Origin of the sequence: Streptomyces sp. NBC_00539 (genome assembly GCF_036346105.1) — a bacterium.
In the GTDB taxonomy this organism is placed as follows: Bacteria; Actinomycetota; Actinomycetes; order Streptomycetales; family Streptomycetaceae; genus Streptomyces.
The window spans coordinates 6601322-6620460 of record NZ_CP107811.1 but is presented as its reverse complement, the minus strand read 5'-3'; the positions used below and the strand labels follow the sequence as shown (position 1 = coordinate 6620460).

Below are 19139 nucleotides of genomic sequence, written 5' to 3'. Positions count from 1 at the left end.
GTCCTCGGCGGTTCACGGGTGCGTCCGTCGGCGCACCAGAGGCAGTTCCAGCAGGGACAGGAGCATGGGTGTGACCGGGGTGCGCAAGCCGAGCAGGAGGTCCTCCCACCAGCTCGTCGTGCCGTCCAGGAACCTCAGCAGGCGGTCGGCCGGCACGGTGCGGAAGAGGTCGGTGAAGAAGCGCGCCCCGTCCAGCCGTCCCGTCGTGAGGGCCCGCAGCAGCACCGCGTCCATGGCCAGCGGACGGGCACCGTAGGGAGCGGGGGCGACCGGGTCGTGACCGCGGCGCAGCGCCAGGTCGATGGCGCGGGTCTGGCGTTGGATCGCGGCGAAGGTGTAGCCCGTAGAGGGCCGGGTCGCACCGCCGGCCGCACCGATGGGCACGACGGAGCGGCCCCGCCCGCGCGGGAAGCGGGAGTCGGTCATGGGGATGACGCCCGACTCGGTGGCGGTGACCGTGAAGGCGCCCAGGCCGAGGACGTCGCGGCAGTAGTGGCGCAGTTCCTCGTCGTAGGCCGCGTCGGGCAGCACGCGCGGCGAGAAGCGGGTGTACTCCACGAGGGCTTCGGTGGGGCTGAACGGCAGCACGTAGGCGAAGGACAGGCCCGACGGGGGCTGCGCGGTCCGGAAGTCCATCAGGTGGGCGTAGGACGGATCGAACGCCGGGGCCGGGGTCCGCACGAACCACCCCTTGAAGTGCTGGAGCAGCGCGCTGCGGGACGGGGGCAGCGGCCGCGGGGGGCGCGAGTCGAACACCCATCGTGCACGGAACGTACGCGGGCGCCCGTCCGTGTCGTGCCCGCGCGCCTCCGCCCCGCCCGGGCACTCCCGCACCGACTCGACGTCCACTTGGACGCGTTCGCAACCCCGGTCCGCCAGCGTGCGGCGGGCGGCGGCCTCGAACGGGGCGGAGCGCAGCATTTTGTACCGCCACGCACCGAGTTCCGAGTCGGCGGCGCGACCGTCGGGTCCGGTCACCCTGAGCTTGTCCCAGCGGCCGGTGAGCAGGGCCTCGTACTCACCCGGCCCCTCCTCCCAGAAGCACCACGTGCGGTCCGGTGCACGCAGGGGGCCGGGGCACGCCTCCAGGACGACCACCGAGGGCCGGGGCGTGGCCCACGCCCCGGCGGCGCTCAGCCGCATCGCGAGGCTCAGCCCGGAGGCGCCCGCCCCGATGACCACCACGTCCGCGTGCTCGTCCACGCGTCCCGACCCCCTCGCTCCGCGCCGCACCGACCTCTGCCACTGTCTTCCTTCCCCGGGTCGGGCCGTCACGGATGCACTCTCGCCCGTGTGGCCGTGTGGCCGCGTGGTCGCCCAGCCGGTCGAGGGCCGCTCCGTGGCCCGCGGTGCTGGGGCCGGACCCCGGCCAGAACGGCAAGGGAAGTGTCCTACTGCTTCGGGGGGGAACGAGATGCTGACGGGCATCGTGTTCGACGCGACGGATGTGGCGCGCATGGATCACTTCTGGCTGAACGCCACGCAGGGGCGGACGGGCGGCCTGCGGTTGCGGTTCGTGTCGTCCGCCGTCCCGAGGGCGGTGCACAAGAACCGACTCCATCTGGACTTGGCCGGGGGGCCGGACTGGGAGGCAGAGGTCGCGCGTTTGCTCACACTCGGTGCGACGCGGGTCGGCATCGGCCAGGGGGACGTCCCGTGGGACGTGCTGGCCGATCCCGAGGGCAACGAGTTCTGCGTGCTGCGCCCCGGTCACCCCGGTGTGCTCGCCGACTCCGGGCTCGTCGCGATCTGCCTCGACGTCGCCGAGGAGAACCGCGACGCCCAGTCGGCCTTCTGGCAGTCCCAGGCGAATTGGCACGCGGCCGAGCACCACGACCGGTGCGTTCGGTTGCGCCGGAGTCCCCTCAGCACGGTCTCGTTGGTGAGGGGACCGCCGGCGGCACCGAAGGCGGGCCGGAACCGATTGCGCTTGGAGGTCACCAAGGTCACCGGAGGTGACGGGGAGTACGGCGAGTTCCTCGACCCCGGCGGGAACGAGTTCCACATCACGTGTTGACCGTGGCGACGGGCACTGGGCTGCTTGGTGCTCGACTGCCGGCGCCGGCGTGCTCGACTGCCGGCGCCGACGTGCTCGACTGCCGGCGCCGGCGTGCGGGCAGAGCCGTGCCGGCCCGTCAGGGCCGGGCCAGGATGTCGGTCACCCTGTGCGCGTAGATCACCCGGCCGCACGGGGAGCCGGTGTCCGTGCAGGTCGGGTCCGTGGCGTCCGCGCGGTGTTCGGTCAGCGACCAGAGGTACTGCGTACCGCCCCCCGGCACGCCCTGCCCGTGCTCGAAGGACAGGTCCTCCGGACCGACGGCGTTGGTGATGTTGGCGCCGTAGTCCACCAGACGGCCGCCGGAGACGGTCGCCCGGCGCAGGCTTCCGCTGTGGGTGGTCCAACTGCGGTTGAAGTAGTACATGCCGTCGTAGCGCGCCGCGCCTTGGGTGAGGTCGCGGGGCAGGTAGAACGCGCCCGTCGCGCTGACCACGCCGTTGGTCGACCTCAGCAGGCCGGTGCCGTCATCGATCGGCAGTGTGCCGACCCGGCCCTTCTCGGGGTGCGCGTCGTCGGAGTCGCAGTACTCCCCCATGACCAGAGCAGGAGCGGCGGTGTCGCTGCGGTCGACGGAGATGTAGGACGCCTTCGGCGCTCCGGTGGCCACACAGGTCCCGGCGGAGGAGTTGCCCTGGGCGCTGACGAACTTGTACGACGCCACCTGCGGCATCACGTACCGGTACGTGTAGCTGTAGTAGACGTTGTTCTGCCGGCCGATCTGGGTGTCGTCCCGGACGTTGCTCTTGAGGCCGTCCAGCGTGGTGTCGTCGACCGAGGCGTTCTGGTCCGGGTTGAGGTCCAGGACGGAACGCATGTCGAAGACCCGCAGGCCGTTCATGGTGTCCGCGACGTAGAGGTAGTACTTGTACCAGGCGATGCCGCCCGCGTGGACGTCGACCGCCTTGTAGGAGACGTGGTCGTAGCTGTTGTAGTACGGCTCCACCAGCAGGACGTGACGGTAGCGCCGGCCGTCGGCGTCGCCCGGGATCGCGGTCTCGGGGTCGAGGAACGACAGCCGTACGCCCTTGCCGCCGGCCTTGTCGTACCAGGCGGTGACCAGTGGCTTGCGGGTGCCCCACAGTTCGTCCGCCTGGGCGTCCGAGACGCCGGTGATGCCCTGGGGGATCCAGTCCGCGGTGGAGGAGTCACCGGGATCCCAGCACAGCTTCCTGGCGGGGGCCAGCACCTTGCCGTCGTCGCCCGAGCCGAACGGGTCGGTGGTACAGGACGCGCCCGTCCGCGCTACCCGGTTGCCCTGGTCGAGCAGGTCCTGAACGCCCTGCGTGGGCAACGCCGCTTTCAGAGAGGCCACTTGAGCACTGAGGTCCGGTCCGGACCTGAGATTGAAGGAAGACGCGGTCGCCGCGTCCCCTGGGGCCGCCTGGGCGGGGGAACCGATCACCGGAACCGAGAGGACCACCGCGACTGCGGTGGCGATCCAACCGGCGTATCTTGCACGGGCTTTACGGAGTGGCATCGCTGCTTCTTCGACCTTCGCTCTGGGGGAAGCGAGATCATACGTATCGCCGCCGGACGCCCGTGCGCCGGGGGAGCCCGGTGAGTCGCCGAAGTCCCGGGAGTCGCGCGAGTCGGCTGGGCCCGCAGGACGTCGAAGGGCCGCTGGGCCGGCACACGGTGTCGCCCGGTTGAGCCCCGTCCGGCGGGACGGCGAACCGCCCAGGATTCCCGCCGTCAGCGGCAACCAATCCGTACGCGGCGGCAACTGAGGGGAGAACAGTGCACCTCACCCCTAGGAGCGACCACGCATGTCCCCCGCTTCCCCCCACCGCCGCCCCGCCGGCCGTCGAAGGCTCGCCCTGTTCGCGGCGGCCACCGTGGCCGCCGCCGGGCTCGGTGCCGCACCTCTGGTCGTGAGCGCCGGCGCCGCGGCGCCCGCCGACCTCGCCCACGACGTGCTGCCCGCCCGCGACGGCTGGGCTGCGAGCGGCGCGGGCACCACCGGCGGCCGGGCCGCGGACTCCGCCCGTGTCTTCACCGTCTCCACCCGGACCGAGCTGGCGCGGGCCCTGGCCGCCGGCCCGGCCGACAGTCCCCGGATCATCAAGGTCAAGGGCGTGATCGACGCGAACACCGACGACGCCGGCAAACCGCTGGGCTGCGCCGACTACGCACGGGGCACGGCCTATTCGCTCGACGCCTACCTCAAGGCGTACGACCCGGCCGTCTGGGGCCGTTCCAAGGTGCCGTCCGGCGCGCAGGAGAACGCCCGCAAGGCGGCCCAGGCCAGGCAGGCCTCGCGGATCACGTTCAACGTTCCGGCGCGGACCACCGTCGTCGGCGTACCCGGCACCGGCGCGGGCATCGTCGGCGGCAGCCTCGTGGTGAAGAACGCCGACAACGTGATCCTCCGCAACCTGTCGCTCACCGACGTCCGGGACTGCTTCCCGCAGTGGGACCCCACCGACGGCTCCACCGGGAACTGGAACTCCGCCTACGACGCGGTCAGTCTGCGCGGCGCCAGCCACGTCTGGGTCGACCACAACACCTTTTCCGACGCCCCGCACCCCGACTCCGGCAACCCGACCCGCTTCGGGCGCGAGTACCAGGTCCACGACGGCGCCCTCGACATCACCAACGCCTCCGACCTGGTCACCGTCGGATACAACACGTTCAGCAACCACGACAAGACCATGCTGATCGGCAGCAGCGACAAGGACACCAAGCTGCGGGTGACGCTCCACCACAACGTCTTCCGCGGTGTGGTCCAGCGCGCCCCGCTCACCCGCGTGGGCCAGGTCCACCTGTACGACAACTACTACGACACCACGAAGTCGGACGGCTACGCGCACAGCTACAGCGTCAACTCCCGTGCGGGCGCCCAGATCGTGGCCCAGAACAACCACTGGAAGCTGTCACCGGACCGCGAGGTGGCCGACCTGCTCAGCGGCGACGGCACGGGAGCCGTAGCGGGCAGCGGCAACCTCGTCGACGGCAAGCCCACGGACCTGGCCGGCGCCTACAACGCCGCCCACCCCACGAAGAAGATCAAGACCACCGTCTCCTGGACGCCCACCCTCACCGCCGGCCTGGAGCCCGCCGACGGGCTGCCCGCCGAGCTGGCGGCCAAGGCGGGCGCCGGTGTCCTGACCGGGACGGGTCGCAACGCCGCGGCTCCCGCGCCCGGTTCCGCCACCGGCCGCACGCTGACCGTCGCACATGACGGCTCCGCGGCCCACCGGAGCGTGCAGGCCGCCATCGACGCCGCCGCCGCGGGCGACACCGTCCTGGTGTCGCGGGGCACCTACCACGAGACCATCGACGTCCCCGCAGCCAAGCGCGGACTGACGCTCAAGGGCGCCACCGGCAACCCCGAGGACGTGGTCATCACGTACGACAACGCGGCGGGCACCGCCAAGCCCGGAGGCGGCCGGTACGGCACCGCGGGCAGCGCCACCGCGACCTTCTCGGCGAACGACGTCACCGTGACCGGTGTGACGATCCAGAACACGTGGGAAAGGTCCGCGCACCCGGACGTCAAGGACACCCAGGCGGTGGCGCTCAACGCCTCCGGGGACCGCCAGAAGTACGTCGACTCGCGCTTCATCGCCCACCAGGACACCGTCCTCAACTGGGCCCCGCACGCCACCGCCCAGTACCGGCAGTACTTCCGCCACTGCTTCGTCGCGGGCGACGTCGACTTCGTCTTCGGCAACGCCACCGCCGTGTACGACCACGTGAACATCACGCTGCGCGACCGGGGCGCCGCCGCCGGCGGGAACAACGGGTACCTGGCCGCGCCCAACACCGACTCGGCGAAACCGTACGGCATCCTCATCACCGACAGCACGGTCGACAGTGCCGCCCGAGCCGGCACCTTCTACCTCGGCCGGCCCTGGCACCCCGGCCCGGACGCCGTCGGCCGGCTGGTGATCCGCAACACGGTCCTGCCCGCAGCCGTCAAGACCGGGGCTCCGTGGACCGACATGGGCGGCTTCTCCTGGAAGTCCGCCCACTTCGCCGAGTACGCCAATACCGGCCCCGGCGCCGGTGGCGGAGCGAACCGCCCCCAGCTGACAGCGGCCCAGGCGACCACCCACACCGCCCGCTCCTACCTGGCCGGCACCGACGGCTGGAACCCGACGCTCTGATGGGCACGACCACACCGACCCGCCCCCGGCGGGCCGAGCCCGCCGAACGACCGTCCAACCGGCTGCCACGCTCCCGCACCTGCCCGGGAACGGCCCACATCGCACCGAGAGGCCGCACCGAGGCCATGACCACCGATGAGGCGTCCGACGACTTCCACGACTTCTTCGAACGCCACCACGCCGAACTCTCCCGCCTCGCCTTCCTGCTGACCGGCGAGGCGGACGCCGCCGACGACCTCGCCGCCGACGCGATGGTCGCGCTCTGGCACCGCTGGGACCGGCTCCGCGCCGCCGACTCCCCCGCCGCCTACGCCCGGGGGGTCGTCGCGAACCTCGCCCGCAGCAGGATCCGCAGCGCGGTGCGCGAGAGACGGCGCGTCCTGCTGTTCTGGTCGCACCGCCCGGAGCGTACCGACGGGCCGGACGTGGCGGCCGTCATGGACGTGCGCGCGGCACTCGGCCGGCTGCCGTTCCGCAAGCGCGCCTGCGTCGTCCTGCGCTACGCCTTCGACCTCTCGGAGAAGGACACCGCGCACGTGCTCGGCATATCGGTGGGTACGGTCAAGAGCCAGACCTCCAAGGGAACGGCGGAACTACAGCGGCTGCTCGGCGCCCGGGCCGCCGGCGAACTGGTGGGGAGCAAGAGCCGATGACCGACGAACTCCGCCGCCTGCTGCGCGAGAGCGCCGAAGGCCACCGCCCCGACCGCGCCCGCGTGCTCGCCCGGGTGGAGCGCGGCACGGCCCGGCCGCAGTCACCCGGCCGCCCAGACCACCGCGAGCGCCGCGGGGCCCTGTCCTGGCCGAAGGTCGTACTCGCGACCCTGGCCACCACCGCCGTCCTGGCGGTGGGCGGCTTCGCGGTGGTCTCCGTCGTCCGCGCCACCGGCCCGGCTCAGTCCACGCTCGCCACCGACGCCGGCACCTCCGCCCCCGCACCTCCGCCGACGGGCGCACCTCCCTCCGCCGCGCCGCCGACCTCCCCTGCCCCGCCCGAGCCCAGCCGGCTCCCCGGAGGATCCCCCTCCGGCGGTCCGTCCGCTTCCGGCCCCGCCCCGGCCGGTCCGCGCCCCACGCCGTCGGGGGCCGGCGCCCGTTCCTCGGACGGTCCGCTGTGGGCCGACGGCTCCGTCGACCCCCACAGCAACGCCTACTGGGCGCAGAGCAACGTCACCCTCAAGACGCGCAGTACGTTGTCGGCGCTCACGGTCGAACTGCGGGTCGCCCTCGGCGCCGGAGTGAAGACCACCGGCAGCTGGCTGACCCGCCCCGCCGCCGACTTCGACGTCTCCGTCCGCGAGGAGGGCCGCTTCCTCGTGTACCGGTGGACCCTCAAGCCCGGAAGGACGGTCCCGGCGGGGCAGCACGTCTTCGCCGGTCAGTACGACCACGCCACCGGCGGCCGCGACGCCAAGGACGACGGCTACCGCGCCGAGGCCGCCACCTCTGCGGGCAAGGCCTCGGTGTGGGGCGGCTTCGCCCGGACCGGCTGAAGACGATCGTGAGCGCTTCGGAGGGGGGAGGAGGAGGACGATCCGGCGCAGGAACACGGCCGGGCCGGCGCCACCGACGACGGAGCTCGGGGCTCGGGACACCTCACTCGATCCCGAGGGGTCCGATGCCGAGGTCCTCACGCATGAGGCGACGCATCTGCGCCATGGCCTTGCGCCGCCGCTCTATCAGGGGCGCGTCGCCGGCCGAGCCGACGGCGACGCCACGGGCGTAGGCGTCGCGGAGGGCACGCATGCAGTGGAACGCCTCGTTCCCCTTCTCCACGACCTGTGGCGGCCCCACGAGCCAGAGGCGTTCGCTCGCCGTGTAGATCCCGGTGCTGCGCACGGCCTCCCGTACCGCCGCGTCGCGCGCCGACTCGGACATGTGGTCGCCCAGAGCGACGGCGCGTATCTCCTCGCCTGCGGCCTTGAGGGCGGAAACGTACTCCGTGTACACCTCGCGCCGTACTTCGAGAGCGTGCCGGGCTGCCTCCCGGCGCCAACGGTTACGGTCGGCGATCAGAGTGGCTGCGATGCCGATGACGGCACCTGTCAGTGTGGAGAGCAGGGGCATCCAGTCCATGGGCCGCAGCTTGTCCGAACTGACGCGCCGACACCAGGGGCTTTCGTGGCCGGCTCTCGCTCCCCCTCCCCCTCAGTCGCGGGCTCCGTCACGGTCCAGGCCCTGGGCGACGGCCGCGGTGACGGCTCCGTAGACGAGGTGGGGAACCACGTCGGCGGCCCAGTCCACCGCTGCCCAGGCGCGGGGATCGGAGATGCCCAGGGCGACGACCGGTCCGTCGACGAGAGCCATGGCCCCGAGGCCCACGACCGCAGAGGCCCGCAGCGTGCCCGGCCGCCAGCCGAGACCGCGGGCCACTCCCACAGCCGCACCGATCCCGATCCCGACGAACAAGCCGCTCAGCGCCCCCAGGCCCGCGAGCCGGTTCGCGTGCTGGTCCTCGTCGCCGGGAATGGGCACTCCCGCTTTGGCGGCCAGGACCTCGACGCTGTGCTCGGGCACACTGCTCGCACCACGCCCCCGGACCACCATGTCGAGGTAGGTGACCACGTTGAGCGCGGTGGTCCCCGCGGCACCGGCGGCGGCTCCCCCGAGGAGACCCCGGACCACGGCCTTCATCACAGACGGCCCGTCTGTTGCATGGTGGAACCCTCCCGTTGCAGCCGGAACAGCAGCCTTCACCGACGCTATGGCCACGTGTGCGGGATGCGCCTGTCGGCGCGGACCACACGGGTGACCCGTACGCCCGACGGGCAATCCGGACGTCGGGTTCCCGACCGGCACGGCGGTGCCCCGTCTCCCGAGCGGGGCTTGCGGTTACTGCGCCGTCGGCGTTTCCGGTCGTGCCAGGTGGTAACCCAAGGAGGTTGCGACGTGCTCGACCGCTTGCCCCCTGCGCAGGGTGCGGATCAGGCCTGCGCGCCGTAACACCGCAGCGTGCCTGCTCGCTGCCGCGTTCGACACGCCGAGCAGTGAGGCCAGTTGCCGCCCGGTGACTCCGCCGGACGTGACGATGCACCCCAGCGCTGCCGCTCTGCCGGCGCCCAGCAGGGATCGGAGCGCCGCTTCCTGGGCCGGCCCGGTTCGCGGAGCGGGTCCGGCGGGGATCCGGATGGTCAGGTGATCGTCGGCCGGCTCGGCCAGGGTGACCCGTGGGCTGAGGGCGACTGCCTGGATCTGCAGCGAGCGCCGGTCGAGTGCGAGGTCCGCGTCGAAGGACGTCGGCAGTTCCAGGATGCCGCGACGGAGCCTGATGCCGTGTCCGAGTTGCCGGAGCATCGCGGAGGCGCCGCCGGTGACGTAGCGGTGGGACAGGTCGACGGACCTGGTGGCGACCGCAGACCGGATGCCCGAGCGCTGTGCCTCGACGGCGGTGCTGCGCAGGTGGTCGATGGCGTCGGCCAGGACGCCGCGGGCCCGCTGCTCACCCTCGGCGAGCGCCTTGGTGAAGGGGGTGGGACTGCGGCAGGCGAACAAGTGGGAGAGGTAGAGGGGGCTGACGCCCTCGGCGAGATCCGGCGACATGCTGCGCGCGTAAAGCTGCATCAGCAGGTCCTGGGGCCGCCCCTGGCGGGCGTAGGCCCTCCCGGCCGCTGTCAGTTCGGCGTCGAAGTCCGGGTGGGCACATATCCGGACCTGACCCAGGCCCTCGGATCCGAGATGAATCCGTATCACGGTGTGCCTCCTGCGCACTTGACATTCCCATCAGGGCTTTTGCGCGTGCATGACGAAAGCTACCCGTGGCCGCGCGCAACCGAAACGATGCGTGTGCACCACGGCACGACGATGCCGGGAACGAAGAGGAACCGGAAAATTCAATTCTGGAGGGGAATTCATGACTCGTTCACTGCGACGAGCTGCGGCAATGTCCATCGGCGCCGGCCTGTTGGCCGTGATGGGAACGGGGGGAACGGCCTACGCGGGTTCGACCGGTACGGTGACCCTCACTGTTCCCGGGTGCGTGGGCAAGCTGCACCTGGACGGCGGCGGTTCTTCCAACTGGGCCACCGCCACGCTGCAGTCCACCGGCCCCAACACGTGCTGGATGTCGTTCTGGCAGCGCAACACCGCAACCGGTAATCAGCCGGTCGCCCAAAGCATCAGCGTCACCCCGTACTCGAGCGGCTCCACGGACCGGCCGTACTACCACGACAGCACGCACCAGGTCGCCATCTCCATCTCCAACGGGGTCCAACAGGTCGGCAGCGCTTGGTACAACTAGAACGTCCGGCAGATCCGGAATTCCGAGCTCCTCGTTCCGGACGGCAAAGGCCGGCACCCCACCGGGTGCCGGCCTCCTCTCGCTAGCGGACGTGGTGCTTGCCGCCGCTGCGGAGGCGGAAGACGATGATGACGATGTCGACGATCAGGATGACCACGCCGATGATCAGCAGGTAGAACAGGCCCTCGGCGAGTACCCCGATGAATCCGAGGACGACCGCCACGAGGAGCAGGAGCAGGAACAGCACCATGCCGGCCTCCTGGGGATGGGGTCAGCGGCGGGCCAGGCGACGCTCGCCGCCCGCCCCCGGCTGGTAGGGCAGTTCGTAGTGGGTGTAGACCGCCGGCTCCCCCTCGGCCGGCAGGACGTCGTCCGTGCCCATGGAGGGGGCGTCCTTGACCACGTTCTTGGAGTGCGCGACCTTCACATAGCCGGGCCCGACGGTAGCTCCGTCCAAGGGTACGAACACCAGGCGGCGGCGGGTGGGCAGGCCGACGGTGACGGTGGCGAAGGCCGGCTGGTCGGTGGCCGTGTCGACGTACACCGACTCCAGGGTGCCGATCTTGTGCCGGTCGGAGTCGATCACCTCGTGGCCGCGCCACTCCCGGATGTCACTGGCCTCGAACATCATGATCTCCGTTTCTCCCGTTCCCATCGCCGCGCCACCTCACCGCAGCACGCGCTGTCTTCCTCGAGGTTTGGATGCCGACAGAAGGTGTATATCAATTCTAAGATGAGTTTGTGTGCCAATAAGAGGACATTATGGGCATCATCGTCGACTTTCTTATCGTCTCGGGGCTCTACCGGCCCGGCGCCGGTCGGAGACGTTCGTGAAGGGCGCGTCGGCACGACACCGACGCAAGCGGAGCCGCCGCTTTTCGATCATCCGCCCGCCACTGGGGGCGGCTCTCAGGTGGCGGATGTACCGGCGGTTCACGGTGTGGGGTGCACGGCTGCTGGCCTGGGGCACGGGAATCGCTCTACGACGGGCGCTGCGCCACATGTGCCGCGCGGTGGTGCCCCGTGGACTCCGGTTGACGGTGTAATCCATCCAGCGCTCACCGTCGAACGCGTACAGCACGGCTTGATCGCCCGGAATCTGCCTCCAGCGAGGCACGGCGCAGTTCGTCAGCGGTGCGTACAGAGGGTTGCAGGACCGGCAGGGGGGTGGGAGATCCGCTCGGCGAGGCGCAGGAGGTCCAGCTCGGCTTCGTAGAGCAGGGCGGGGTCGAGGCCCATCCCGGCGAAATGGCCGCTGAGCTCCAGGGAGAGGATTCCGTGCAGGCGGGTCCAGAAGGAGCCGGCCAGGCGCAGGGCCGAGGCTGATGCCGGATCTGCCGCGAGCGCGTGGGCGCGGTCGGTCGGGCGGGCTTCGGCCGACCTGGCCGTGCCGCCGCCCATGGCTGTGGTGGCACATACATCGAGGACGATGCTCATGATTTCCGAGGCCATCGCCGTGACGTCGGCAGGGCCGCGGTATCTGGGCACGGGTGGGCCGTAGACGAGGAAGTAGCGCTGGGGATCGTCGAGTGCCCAGGTGCGCAGGGCGTGCGCCAATGTGGTGAGGTCGCGCTCCTTGCGGGCGGCTGCCGCTCGGAACGAGCCGACCAGGCTCTGGTAGGCGTCCCGGACCAGTTCGGTGAGCAGTTCGTCGCGGCCGGTGAAATACCGGTAGAGCGCGGCGCCGCTGAGACCCATGTGTTTGGCGATGCCGTTGAGGGAGAGGGCGGACGTCCCGGCGGCGGCGATCTGCTCCCGTGCCCGCGCTTTGATCTCGGCACGCACTTGCTGCCGGTACCGCTCGCGGGGGGTTGTCGTGGCAGCTGCGTCGCTCATGGCAGCCTCCTCCTCGCGTGTTACACCCTATCGCTCGCGGGGATCGCCGTGTTTGCCGTCCGCCCGCGGACCTCGCGCCGTTCTGGTCGGTCTCACCTCGTGGTGCGGGCACAGGGGAACAGCGGCCCGCGCGGCGGCCGCGGGTCATCCCGTGATCTTGTCCTTGGCCCTTTCCTTCACGTGCCTGGCCTTCCCGCGGGCCACCAGGGCTGCGCCCTTGGCTTCCGTGGTCCTGTTTCCGATGGTGTGTGCCGTCTTCTGCACGATCCGGCCGATCACCTGCTCGGCGGCCGCTTTCATCTTCTCTGACGCGCTCATCTCTTCCCCCGCTTTCTTCGTGGGGTGCCGGGGAGGGGGCTGGTGCCGGCGGCCGGGGCGGGCCGGCCGCTTCAGTCGCGGGGTGGCAGGAGGGGGCCCAGAGGGCCGAGGTCGAGGTTGAGGTCTTCGAGGGCGTAGCCGTGTTCGGCGCACAGGTCGGAGAGGCTGTCGTGGAGTGCGAGGAGGGTGGAGCCGAGTTCTTCTTCCTGGTCGTCGGTGAGGTCGCCGGCATCGACGCGGCGCAGGGCCTGGCGTTCGATGAGCTGACGCAGGAGTTCGATGACGGTGAGGACGAGTTTGAGGAGGTCTTCGCCGACCGTATCGGGGTCGGTGTGGAGGCGGCGGGCGGGTCGGGGTTGCTGGTCGTGGGGGGTGGGGGGCGCCTGGACGAGTCGGAAGGCCTGGGTCAGGCTGTCCCCGACGTCTTGAAGCGGGCGGGGGTACGGGGGCGGGGGCTGGTCAGGGGCCATCGCGGCTGCCGTCCTGGGCCCGGGTCCTGCTGGTCTCGGAGCTGACGGAGACGATGAGGGCGCGCAGGGAGATCCGGACGAGGTCGATGTCCGCGATCGACAGGACGATGTCGCCGGTGAGGACGACCCCGCCGCTCAGGAGCCGGTCGAGGAGGTCGACGAGGGCGACTTGGCGGCCGGGCAGGGGTTCGCCGCGCTCCATGAGGGTCATGACGGTGGCTCTTGCGGGTCGGGCGGGCCGTCCGGCGCGGGCATGGCGAAGGAGTACGGGGCCCAGGGGCCGGTGACCTCGATGCGCAGGTCGGGGAAATCACCGGCGGCACCGGCGATGGCGCTCCGGAACGGTTCGGCTTGGTCGTCGGGGACGAGGTAGGCGTCGTTGAGTACGTTCTCCTGCGGGCCGGTGAGTGCGCCGCTCTGGGGTGCGTGGCGTACGCGGCGGGTGGCGTGGCGGTCGGCGATGGCTTCGATGGCGGCGGCGGCTTGCCGGGCTTGCTGGTAGACGGCTTCACGGGCGTGGTGCTGGGCGCGGCGTGCGTGCAGGTAGGCCTTGCCGGGACTGGCGGGAGCAGCATGCGTGGCCGCGGCGCCGTCGTCGGCCCGGGTGCCCTCCGTGGTCGAGGGGCTGGTGAGGTAGATCTTGACGCCGTACTCGGTGTGGGCGCCCAGCTCGTCCAGGCGCCGGGTGAAGGTACGGCGCTGGGCGGTGAGCGCTTGGCGGGCCCGGCCCTCGTCCTGGTAGACGGTGGCCATGCGCAGGGGCAGAACGGTGGCGTGGGCGGCGATGGCCTGTACGACGTCGTGGTGGGTGCGGGCCACGTACTCGAGCCATTCCAGGTCTTCGAAGTGGTTCTTGAGGGCCTGCTCGTTGAAGTCGGATTCCGGTACTTCGCTGGCCGCGAAGGCGAGCGGGGCGGGTCCTGCGCCCGAAAAGGCGTGGTCCGCACCGCAAGCGTCCGGGTGCGCTGCGACGTCGACGGGCGGGCCGGGGAGCAGGAGGCGGACAGGTGCCCGGCCGATGCCCTCAAGGGAGGCGAGGGCCTCGGCCAGTCGGGGGGTGGGCCGGGTGACGGCGTAGACGTAGGTGAGGGTGGCGTACGTGTTCACTGCTGGCTCCCCCGACGTCGCCGGGCCGTCCGCCCGCCGTCCGGTTCCTCACCGAGGGCCTCTTCTTCCTCTTCTGGCGGGGCCTGGCCGATCTGGCCGCGGAGGGCTTCGAGTTCCGCGCGCAGGCGGCGGTTCTCCTGTTCCAGGGGGCTGCCGGTGTGCCGGCTGGAGAGGGAGGGGTCGTGCTCCCACCAGTCGATGCCCATTTCCTTGGCCTTGTCGACGGAGGCGATGAGGATCCGGAGTTTGATGGTCAACAGCTCGATGTCGAGGAGGTTGATGCGGATGTCGCCGGCGATGACGATGCCCTTGTCCAGGACCCGCTCGAGGATGTCGGCGAGGCTCGAGGTGGAGGTCTGGCCGTAGGGCGTCGGCGCACGGGAGGCGAAGGTTCCGGGGCGGCCGGGCAGGGATTCGGTCACGGTGGCGCTCCCCCTTCGACTCTCAGGACGGCGGGCGGCGGTACTGGGAGATCTCCGACAGGCGGTCGATGAGTTCGTCCTCCTGCCGGTCGAAGGTCTCTTGGTCGATCTCTCCGAGGAGCAGTCGCTGCTCCAGCTCGCCGAGGCTGCGCCAGATGGGGGCGGGGTCGTAGTACTCCTGTTCCGCCTGATCGACGACGCGCTGGGCGACCCAGGTGACGGCGCGTACCGGCGCCATGGGGAGCGTCAGCAGGTGGGTCAGCAGTCCCATGGTCTTCCTCCCCTCGTGTTCGGGGTGCGGGCGGATGCGTCAGACGAAGCTGTAGGGCGGCAGGGGGCCGGAGAACCGCAGGTCGATGCCGCTGCCGATCTCGCGGGCCAGGTTGGCCTGTGCGGTGTGGAACTCCTGCGTGTGCTCTTCGGGCACGAGGAGGGAGAGGTTGAGGAAGTCGCTTCCCGACGCGGGGCGAACGACGTGGTCCCGGGAGAAGGGAAGGAGCGCCTCGGTCAGTCCGGCTGCCAGCGCCTCCTGCCGTGCCCGTACCTCGCCCGCCACGAGTTCGCCCAGGGCGAGCGGCAGCCCCGGATCCTGGTCTCCGCCGCGGATGCGGTCGTTGAGGTCCCTCGCCTCCGGCAGGTCCTCGAGAACCTGTTGCAGCAACGGTGTCTCATCGGCCTGCGAGGCCCGCACGTGGTACTCGGCGCAGCCCTCCAGGCGTTCGAGAGCACTGAGATAGCCCTCTGCGTCGGACTCCAGTGCCTGGGAGACCGCGAGGTCATCTGCGGCGACGTAGCCGAACTGCAGAGGCAGGACCGTCCCGTCGGCCATCAGCCGTTCCTGCACCTCTTGGTGCGCGGCCAGATCACGGCGTTTGGGCCGGATCTCCTCGCTGACGTCGCTGACCACCGCGCACAGCGGTCCGGCCGTGACCGTGCGCAGCGGTGCGGGCTCGGAGCCGACGCCGTTGACGCCGTCCAGGCGGCGGGGATGGTCCTTGGCGGTGATCGAGTACACGTAGAGCGCCATCTGTCACTCCTTCTCCCGCCGTACGGGGCGCCGAGCGGGACGGCGGCGCCTGGGCGCCTCGACCTCTTCTTCCTCTTCTTCCTCTTCCTCCTCGGGCTCCCTGGACTTGGAGGATTTGCCGGTCAGGGAGTCGGTGACCGCCTCGACGGCCCCGCTGAGCGCCCCCTTGCTCTTCCCACGGGCGCCTCCCTCCAGCATGTTGCTCATGACGTCGGGGAGCTGGGCGGGAGCCTTGCGGCCGGCTTCGAGGTCGAGGCGGTTGCACGCCTCGGCGAAACGCAGGTAGGTGTCCACGCTGGCCACCACGATCCGCGCGTCGATCTTGATGAGTTCGATGCCCACCAGGGAAACGCGGACGAAGACGTCGATGACCAGACCACGGTCGAGGATGAGCTCCAGGACGTCGTAGAGGCTGCTCGTGCCGCCTCCCTGCCCTCGGGCGACCGGGCTTCCGCCCTGCGGCACCATGGTCATGGCGCCTCCTTCCGCCGGCCCGTACCTGCTCTCAGGCCGGCCGGTCGATCGTGCCGCGGCTGTAGCGGCGGGTGCGTTCGTAGGAGATCAGCTCGCCGTCCTCGTCGAGCGCGACCCGGTAGCTGGCCATCACGCTGGTCGTCTCCGGGATGCGTTCCAGCTCCACCACCTCCACCTGCGCCACCCAGCCGTCATCGGTCGGCTTCAGCGAGGAGACGGATTCCGGGGGGCGGCCCAGTAGTTCGGCGAGTTGTCCGGCCGCGGCCCGCATCGCCGACGCGGCTCCGGGCACACCGGAACGCCGCCGGGATGCGGCCCGCTCGGGCGGCTGCCTGTCCCGCTGTCCGCCCTCGCCGCCGGCCCGGGAAGAGGGCCGCCGGGGGCGCGCAGGTTCCGCTGCGGCCATTTACCACTCCCTTGGGGAGAAGGACTCACAGAAACTAGAATGTCACTAAATCTGCGCATAAGTCTTGCACCCGGGGCAGGAGCTTGAAAGACCGCCCGAGTAAGGCCCCGCTCGTCGGCCCCGCCCGAGCAGGGCCCGCTTCGCCGGCCGGCAGCGCGCACGGGGTCCGCCGACTGCGGACGGCGATACGAAGAATTTCCAGCGCCCTCGGTAGGGGATGATCATGGAGGACACCAACAAGATCGCGCTCGCAGCCGCTGTGGCTGGGGGCTACCTACTCGGCCGGACGAAGAAGGGCCGCCTGGCGTTCACCATGGCGACCTACCTCGCCGGCCGCCGCTTCGGGCTCGAACCCGGGCAGCTGCTCAAGGAAGGCGCCTCGCGGCTCAAGGAAATGCCGCAGTTCGCCGACCTCGGCGAACAGCTGCGGGGTGAGGCCCTCGACGCCGGCCGGCAGGCGCTGGCCACCGCGGCCAACCGCAAGCTCGCCGACCTCGCGGGCTCCCTCCACGAGCGCACCCTCGAACTGACCCGCAGCGGCGGCGGTGGGGGCGGCCGCGGCCGGTCCCGCGAAGACGAGGACGAAGACGAGGGCGAGGAGCCCTACGAGGACGAGGGCGAGGACTACACGGAGGAAGAAGACGAGGACGAAGAGGGCTACGAGCCCGAAGAGGAAGAAGAGAGCGAGGAGGAGCCGGAGGAGGAAGAGGAAGAGGAGGAAGAAGAAGCGGGTGCGCCGGAGGAAGCGGAAGAGGAGGAGGGCGAAGAAGAGGAAGCGGAAGAGGAAGAGGAAGAGCCTCCGCCGCCACGGCGGAAGCGGACCCCGGCACGAGCCGCCAAGAGCGCCGCTGCCGACCGCGACGCCGGTCAGCGGTCGAGGACCACGAAGAAGACCGCCCCCGAACAGAAGCCGGCGCCCGCCAAGAAGGCCGCCCCGGCCAGGAAGGCGGCGGCCCCGACAAGGAACGCCCCCGCAAGGAACGCACCGGCGAAGAAGGCTCCGGCGAAGAAGGCACCCGCCAAGAGCGCCGCGCCCGCCAAGCACGCAGCGCCCGCCAAGAAGAGCGCGGCCAAGAAGAGCGCGGCGAAGAAGACCTCCAGCGGCAGGCCGGCGGCGAAGGCCGCGCCCGCCAGGAAGAACGCAGCCACGAGAGCGCCGTCCAAGACGGCGGCGAAGAAGGCCAGCAGCAGCGCGCCGCGCAAGAGCAGCACGGCACGCGCACCCGCCAAGAAGACCGCCAGCCGTAGCCCTGCACGCAAGACGGCCGCGAAGAAGACCGCGGCCCGCAAGCCGTCCACGCGGAGGTAGGCCATGGCAACCTCAGACCGCTCCAGCGGAAACGAGTCCGGCAGCGGGCTGGACCAGCTGCTCAAGGAACTGACCGGGTTCCTCGCCGCGCAGGCCGACCAGCTGGCCGACAAGGCGACCGACAAGGTCTCCGACCTCACCGACCAGCTCTACGACGTCGCCGACAACGGCGGCACGCTCTCCGACGTCGCGGGCATCGGCGGCCGCCTCCTCCAAGGCGACTCCCCCATCAAGGCGATCGCGGGCCAGAAGCTCGGAGACCTCAAGGACAAGGTGACCGACACCGTCTCCCAGGCCTTCGGGAAGGGCAAGGGCCGCAAGAGCGGCGGCGGCAAGGTCGTCAACATCGTCGAGGCCATCGACGTCGGCCTCCCCCTGCGCAGGGTCTACGACCACTGGACGCAGTACGAGGATTTCAGCGGCTTCGCCAAGGGCGTCCGCGACGTCTCCCGCGACGACGAGACGAACAGCGACTGGAAGGTCAAGGTCGGGCCCTCCAGCCGCAGCTGGAAGGCAACGGTCCAGGAACAGGTACCCGACGACCGCATCGTGTGGACCTCCCAAGGCGCCAAGGGCACCACCCGCGGCTGCGTCACCTTCCACGAACTCGCCCCGTCACTCACCCGCATCGTCATCGTCGTCGAATACCACCCCTCCGGACTGTTCGAGAAGACCGGCAACCTGTGGCGCGCCCAAGGCCGCCGCCTGCGCCTGGACCTCAAGCACTTCCTGCGCTACACCATGCTCTCCACCGACGAGCCCGAAGGCTGGCGCGGCGAGATCCGCGACGGCGAAGTCGTCCGGACCCACGAGGAGGCACTGGAGGAAGAAGAGCAAGCCGAGGGCGCCGACCAGGACGAATACGACGAGGAGGAGGACGAGAACGGAGCGGAGGAAGGCACTGAGGACGGGGAAGAGTACGCGGACGAGGAGGAGGACCAAGGCCAGGAAGAAGGCGCCGAGGACTACGACGAGGACGAGGAGTACGCCGACGAGGCCGAGGAAGAGCCCGAGGAAGAGCCCGAGGAGGAGGAAGACGAGGAAGAGGAGCAGTACGAGACGTCTCCGCCCCGCAGGCGCCGACGCCGAAACACCTGATGACACCCCCGCCGTTCGGTCCGCACCCCTCACGTCAGTGCTTGAGCGCGTCCTTCGCCTTCTGAGCGGCCTGCTTGGCGTCACCCGCCGCCTGCTCACCCCGCCCCTTCATCTCCAGACTCTCGTTCCCCACGGCCTTGCCCGTGGTCTCCTTCAACTTCCCCTTGGTCGTCTTCGCCGCGTTCTTGGCCTTCTTGCCTGCACTCATGTCTCTCACCTCCGCCCCGGTCAGCGCGGAGCAATATGGTCCTGACCCCTCCCCTACCCA

General features: G+C 70.7%; 25 protein-coding genes and 1 pseudogene. 8 read left to right on the top strand and 18 right to left on the bottom strand.

The genetic code is table 11. The annotated features are described in order from the left end of the window. Positions 1-12: 12 nt before the first annotated feature. Positions 13-1203: a lycopene cyclase family protein gene (locus OG861_RS30030; protein ID WP_329192165.1), complete on the bottom strand. Its 1191-nt coding sequence runs from the start codon at positions 1201-1203 to the stop codon at positions 13-15. Positions 1204-1414: 211 nt separating this feature from the next. On the opposite strand from OG861_RS30030, the gene OG861_RS30025 reads away from it, so the two are divergent. Next, entirely contained in the window at positions 1415-2017 is a 603-nt protein-coding gene (locus OG861_RS30025) for a VOC family protein (protein WP_329192167.1), read from the top strand. Positions 2018-2135: 118 nt separating this feature from the next. Here OG861_RS30025 and OG861_RS30020 read toward each other — a convergent pair whose 3' ends face one another. Beyond that, the gene (locus OG861_RS30020) at positions 2136-3371 is read right to left on the bottom strand and encodes a hypothetical protein (RefSeq protein ID WP_329192168.1); all 1236 of its coding nucleotides are present in this window, start codon (positions 3369-3371) and stop codon (positions 2136-2138) included. A 454-nt stretch (positions 3372-3825) separates the two neighbouring features. On the opposite strand from OG861_RS30020, the pseudogene OG861_RS34325 reads away from it, so the two are divergent. The 4 genes and pseudogenes from OG861_RS34325 to OG861_RS30005 form a co-directional block, all read left to right on the top strand. Then, a pseudogene (locus tag OG861_RS34325) lies at positions 3826-5169 on the top strand (pectate lyase family protein); the annotation flags it as partial. Beyond that, positions 5164-6168: a pectinesterase family protein gene (locus OG861_RS34320; RefSeq protein ID WP_443064485.1), complete on the top strand. Its 1005-nt coding sequence runs from the start codon at positions 5164-5166 to the stop codon at positions 6166-6168. The pseudogene OG861_RS34325 and the gene OG861_RS34320, both read left to right, overlap by 6 nt. A gap of 125 nt (positions 6169-6293) precedes the next feature. Continuing rightward, on the top strand, positions 6294-6821 hold the full coding sequence (locus tag OG861_RS30010; RefSeq protein ID WP_330261913.1) for a SigE family RNA polymerase sigma factor: 528 nt from the start codon (positions 6294-6296) through the stop codon (positions 6819-6821). Continuing rightward, entirely contained in the window at positions 6818-7660 is an 843-nt protein-coding gene (locus tag OG861_RS30005) for a hypothetical protein (RefSeq protein WP_329192174.1), read from the top strand. Before OG861_RS30010 ends, OG861_RS30005 begins: the two co-directional genes overlap by 4 nt. Positions 7661-7763: 103 nt before the next feature. Here OG861_RS30005 and OG861_RS30000 read toward each other — a convergent pair whose 3' ends face one another. The 3 genes from OG861_RS30000 to OG861_RS29990 form a co-directional block, all read right to left on the bottom strand. Beyond that, positions 7764-8243 (bottom strand): hypothetical protein, encoded by a 480-nt coding sequence (locus OG861_RS30000; RefSeq protein WP_329192176.1) that lies wholly within the window; start codon positions 8241-8243, stop codon positions 7764-7766. Between the two features lie 72 nt (positions 8244-8315). Then, positions 8316-8792: a hypothetical protein gene (locus OG861_RS29995; protein ID WP_329192178.1), complete on the bottom strand. Its 477-nt coding sequence runs from the start codon at positions 8790-8792 to the stop codon at positions 8316-8318. A 207-nt stretch (positions 8793-8999) separates the two neighbouring features. Further along, positions 9000-9857 (bottom strand): ArsR/SmtB family transcription factor, encoded by an 858-nt coding sequence (locus OG861_RS29990; RefSeq protein WP_329192181.1) that lies wholly within the window; start codon positions 9855-9857, stop codon positions 9000-9002. A 190-nt stretch (positions 9858-10047) separates the two neighbouring features. Between OG861_RS29990 and OG861_RS29985 the strand changes: the two genes are divergently transcribed. Then, on the top strand, positions 10048-10404 hold the full coding sequence (locus OG861_RS29985; RefSeq protein WP_329192183.1) for a hypothetical protein: 357 nt from the start codon (positions 10048-10050) through the stop codon (positions 10402-10404). An 82-nt stretch (positions 10405-10486) separates the two neighbouring features. Here the strand turns inward: OG861_RS29985 and OG861_RS29980 are convergent, their stop codons facing one another. From OG861_RS29980 to OG861_RS29925, 12 genes are all read right to left on the bottom strand, one after another. Beyond that, positions 10487-10654: a hypothetical protein gene (locus tag OG861_RS29980; protein ID WP_329192185.1), complete on the bottom strand. Its 168-nt coding sequence runs from the start codon at positions 10652-10654 to the stop codon at positions 10487-10489. Between the two features lie 21 nt (positions 10655-10675). Continuing rightward, positions 10676-11032 (bottom strand): PRC-barrel domain-containing protein, encoded by a 357-nt coding sequence (locus OG861_RS29975; protein ID WP_329201950.1) that lies wholly within the window; start codon positions 11030-11032, stop codon positions 10676-10678. Between the two features lie 500 nt (positions 11033-11532). Continuing rightward, positions 11533-12240 (bottom strand): TetR/AcrR family transcriptional regulator, encoded by a 708-nt coding sequence (locus tag OG861_RS29970; protein ID WP_329192187.1) that lies wholly within the window; start codon positions 12238-12240, stop codon positions 11533-11535. A 144-nt stretch (positions 12241-12384) separates the two neighbouring features. Then, positions 12385-12558: a hypothetical protein gene (locus OG861_RS29965; protein WP_329192189.1), complete on the bottom strand. Its 174-nt coding sequence runs from the start codon at positions 12556-12558 to the stop codon at positions 12385-12387. Positions 12559-12629: 71 nt separating this feature from the next. Next, positions 12630-13028 carry a gas vesicle protein K gene (locus OG861_RS29960; RefSeq protein ID WP_329192191.1) on the bottom strand — a complete coding sequence of 133 codons (399 nt, stop codon included), beginning with the start codon at positions 13026-13028 and terminating at the stop codon, positions 12630-12632. Further along, positions 13018-13239 (bottom strand): gas vesicle protein, encoded by a 222-nt coding sequence (locus OG861_RS29955; RefSeq protein ID WP_329192193.1) that lies wholly within the window; start codon positions 13237-13239, stop codon positions 13018-13020. Before OG861_RS29955 ends, OG861_RS29960 begins: the two co-directional genes overlap by 11 nt. Then, positions 13236-14135 (bottom strand): GvpL/GvpF family gas vesicle protein, encoded by a 900-nt coding sequence (locus OG861_RS29950; protein ID WP_329192195.1) that lies wholly within the window; start codon positions 14133-14135, stop codon positions 13236-13238. The genes OG861_RS29955 and OG861_RS29950 overlap by 4 nt, the downstream gene beginning before the upstream one ends. Continuing rightward, positions 14132-14557 (bottom strand): gas vesicle protein, encoded by a 426-nt coding sequence (locus OG861_RS29945; RefSeq protein ID WP_329192197.1) that lies wholly within the window; start codon positions 14555-14557, stop codon positions 14132-14134. Before OG861_RS29945 ends, OG861_RS29950 begins: the two co-directional genes overlap by 4 nt. 22 nt (positions 14558-14579) lie before the next feature. After that, positions 14580-14828, bottom strand: a complete 249-nt coding sequence (locus OG861_RS29940) for a gas vesicle protein GvpG (RefSeq protein ID WP_329192199.1) — start codon at positions 14826-14828, stop codon at positions 14580-14582. Between the two features lie 39 nt (positions 14829-14867). Continuing rightward, positions 14868-15584: a GvpL/GvpF family gas vesicle protein gene (locus tag OG861_RS29935; protein WP_329192200.1), complete on the bottom strand. Its 717-nt coding sequence runs from the start codon at positions 15582-15584 to the stop codon at positions 14868-14870. 3 nt (positions 15585-15587) lie between these two features. Further along, complete coding sequence (locus tag OG861_RS29930) at positions 15588-16058, bottom strand: gas vesicle structural protein GvpA (protein ID WP_329192202.1); 471 nt, start codon at positions 16056-16058, stop codon at positions 15588-15590. 31 nt (positions 16059-16089) lie between these two features. Further along, complete coding sequence (locus OG861_RS29925) at positions 16090-16464, bottom strand: gas vesicle protein GvpO (protein ID WP_329192204.1); 375 nt, start codon at positions 16462-16464, stop codon at positions 16090-16092. 223 nt (positions 16465-16687) lie between these two features. On the opposite strand from OG861_RS29925, the gene OG861_RS29920 reads away from it, so the two are divergent. Then, positions 16688-17773 (top strand): histone protein, encoded by a 1086-nt coding sequence (locus tag OG861_RS29920; RefSeq protein ID WP_329192206.1) that lies wholly within the window; start codon positions 16688-16690, stop codon positions 17771-17773. Positions 17774-17776: 3 nt separating this feature from the next. After that, positions 17777-18871, top strand: a complete 1095-nt coding sequence (locus OG861_RS29915) for an SRPBCC family protein (RefSeq protein ID WP_329192208.1) — start codon at positions 17777-17779, stop codon at positions 18869-18871. Positions 18872-18905: 34 nt separating this feature from the next. On the opposite strand, the gene OG861_RS29910 is transcribed toward OG861_RS29915, so the two are convergent. Next, positions 18906-19079: a CsbD family protein gene (locus OG861_RS29910; protein ID WP_329192210.1), complete on the bottom strand. Its 174-nt coding sequence runs from the start codon at positions 19077-19079 to the stop codon at positions 18906-18908. Positions 19080-19139 lie beyond the last annotated feature (60 nt).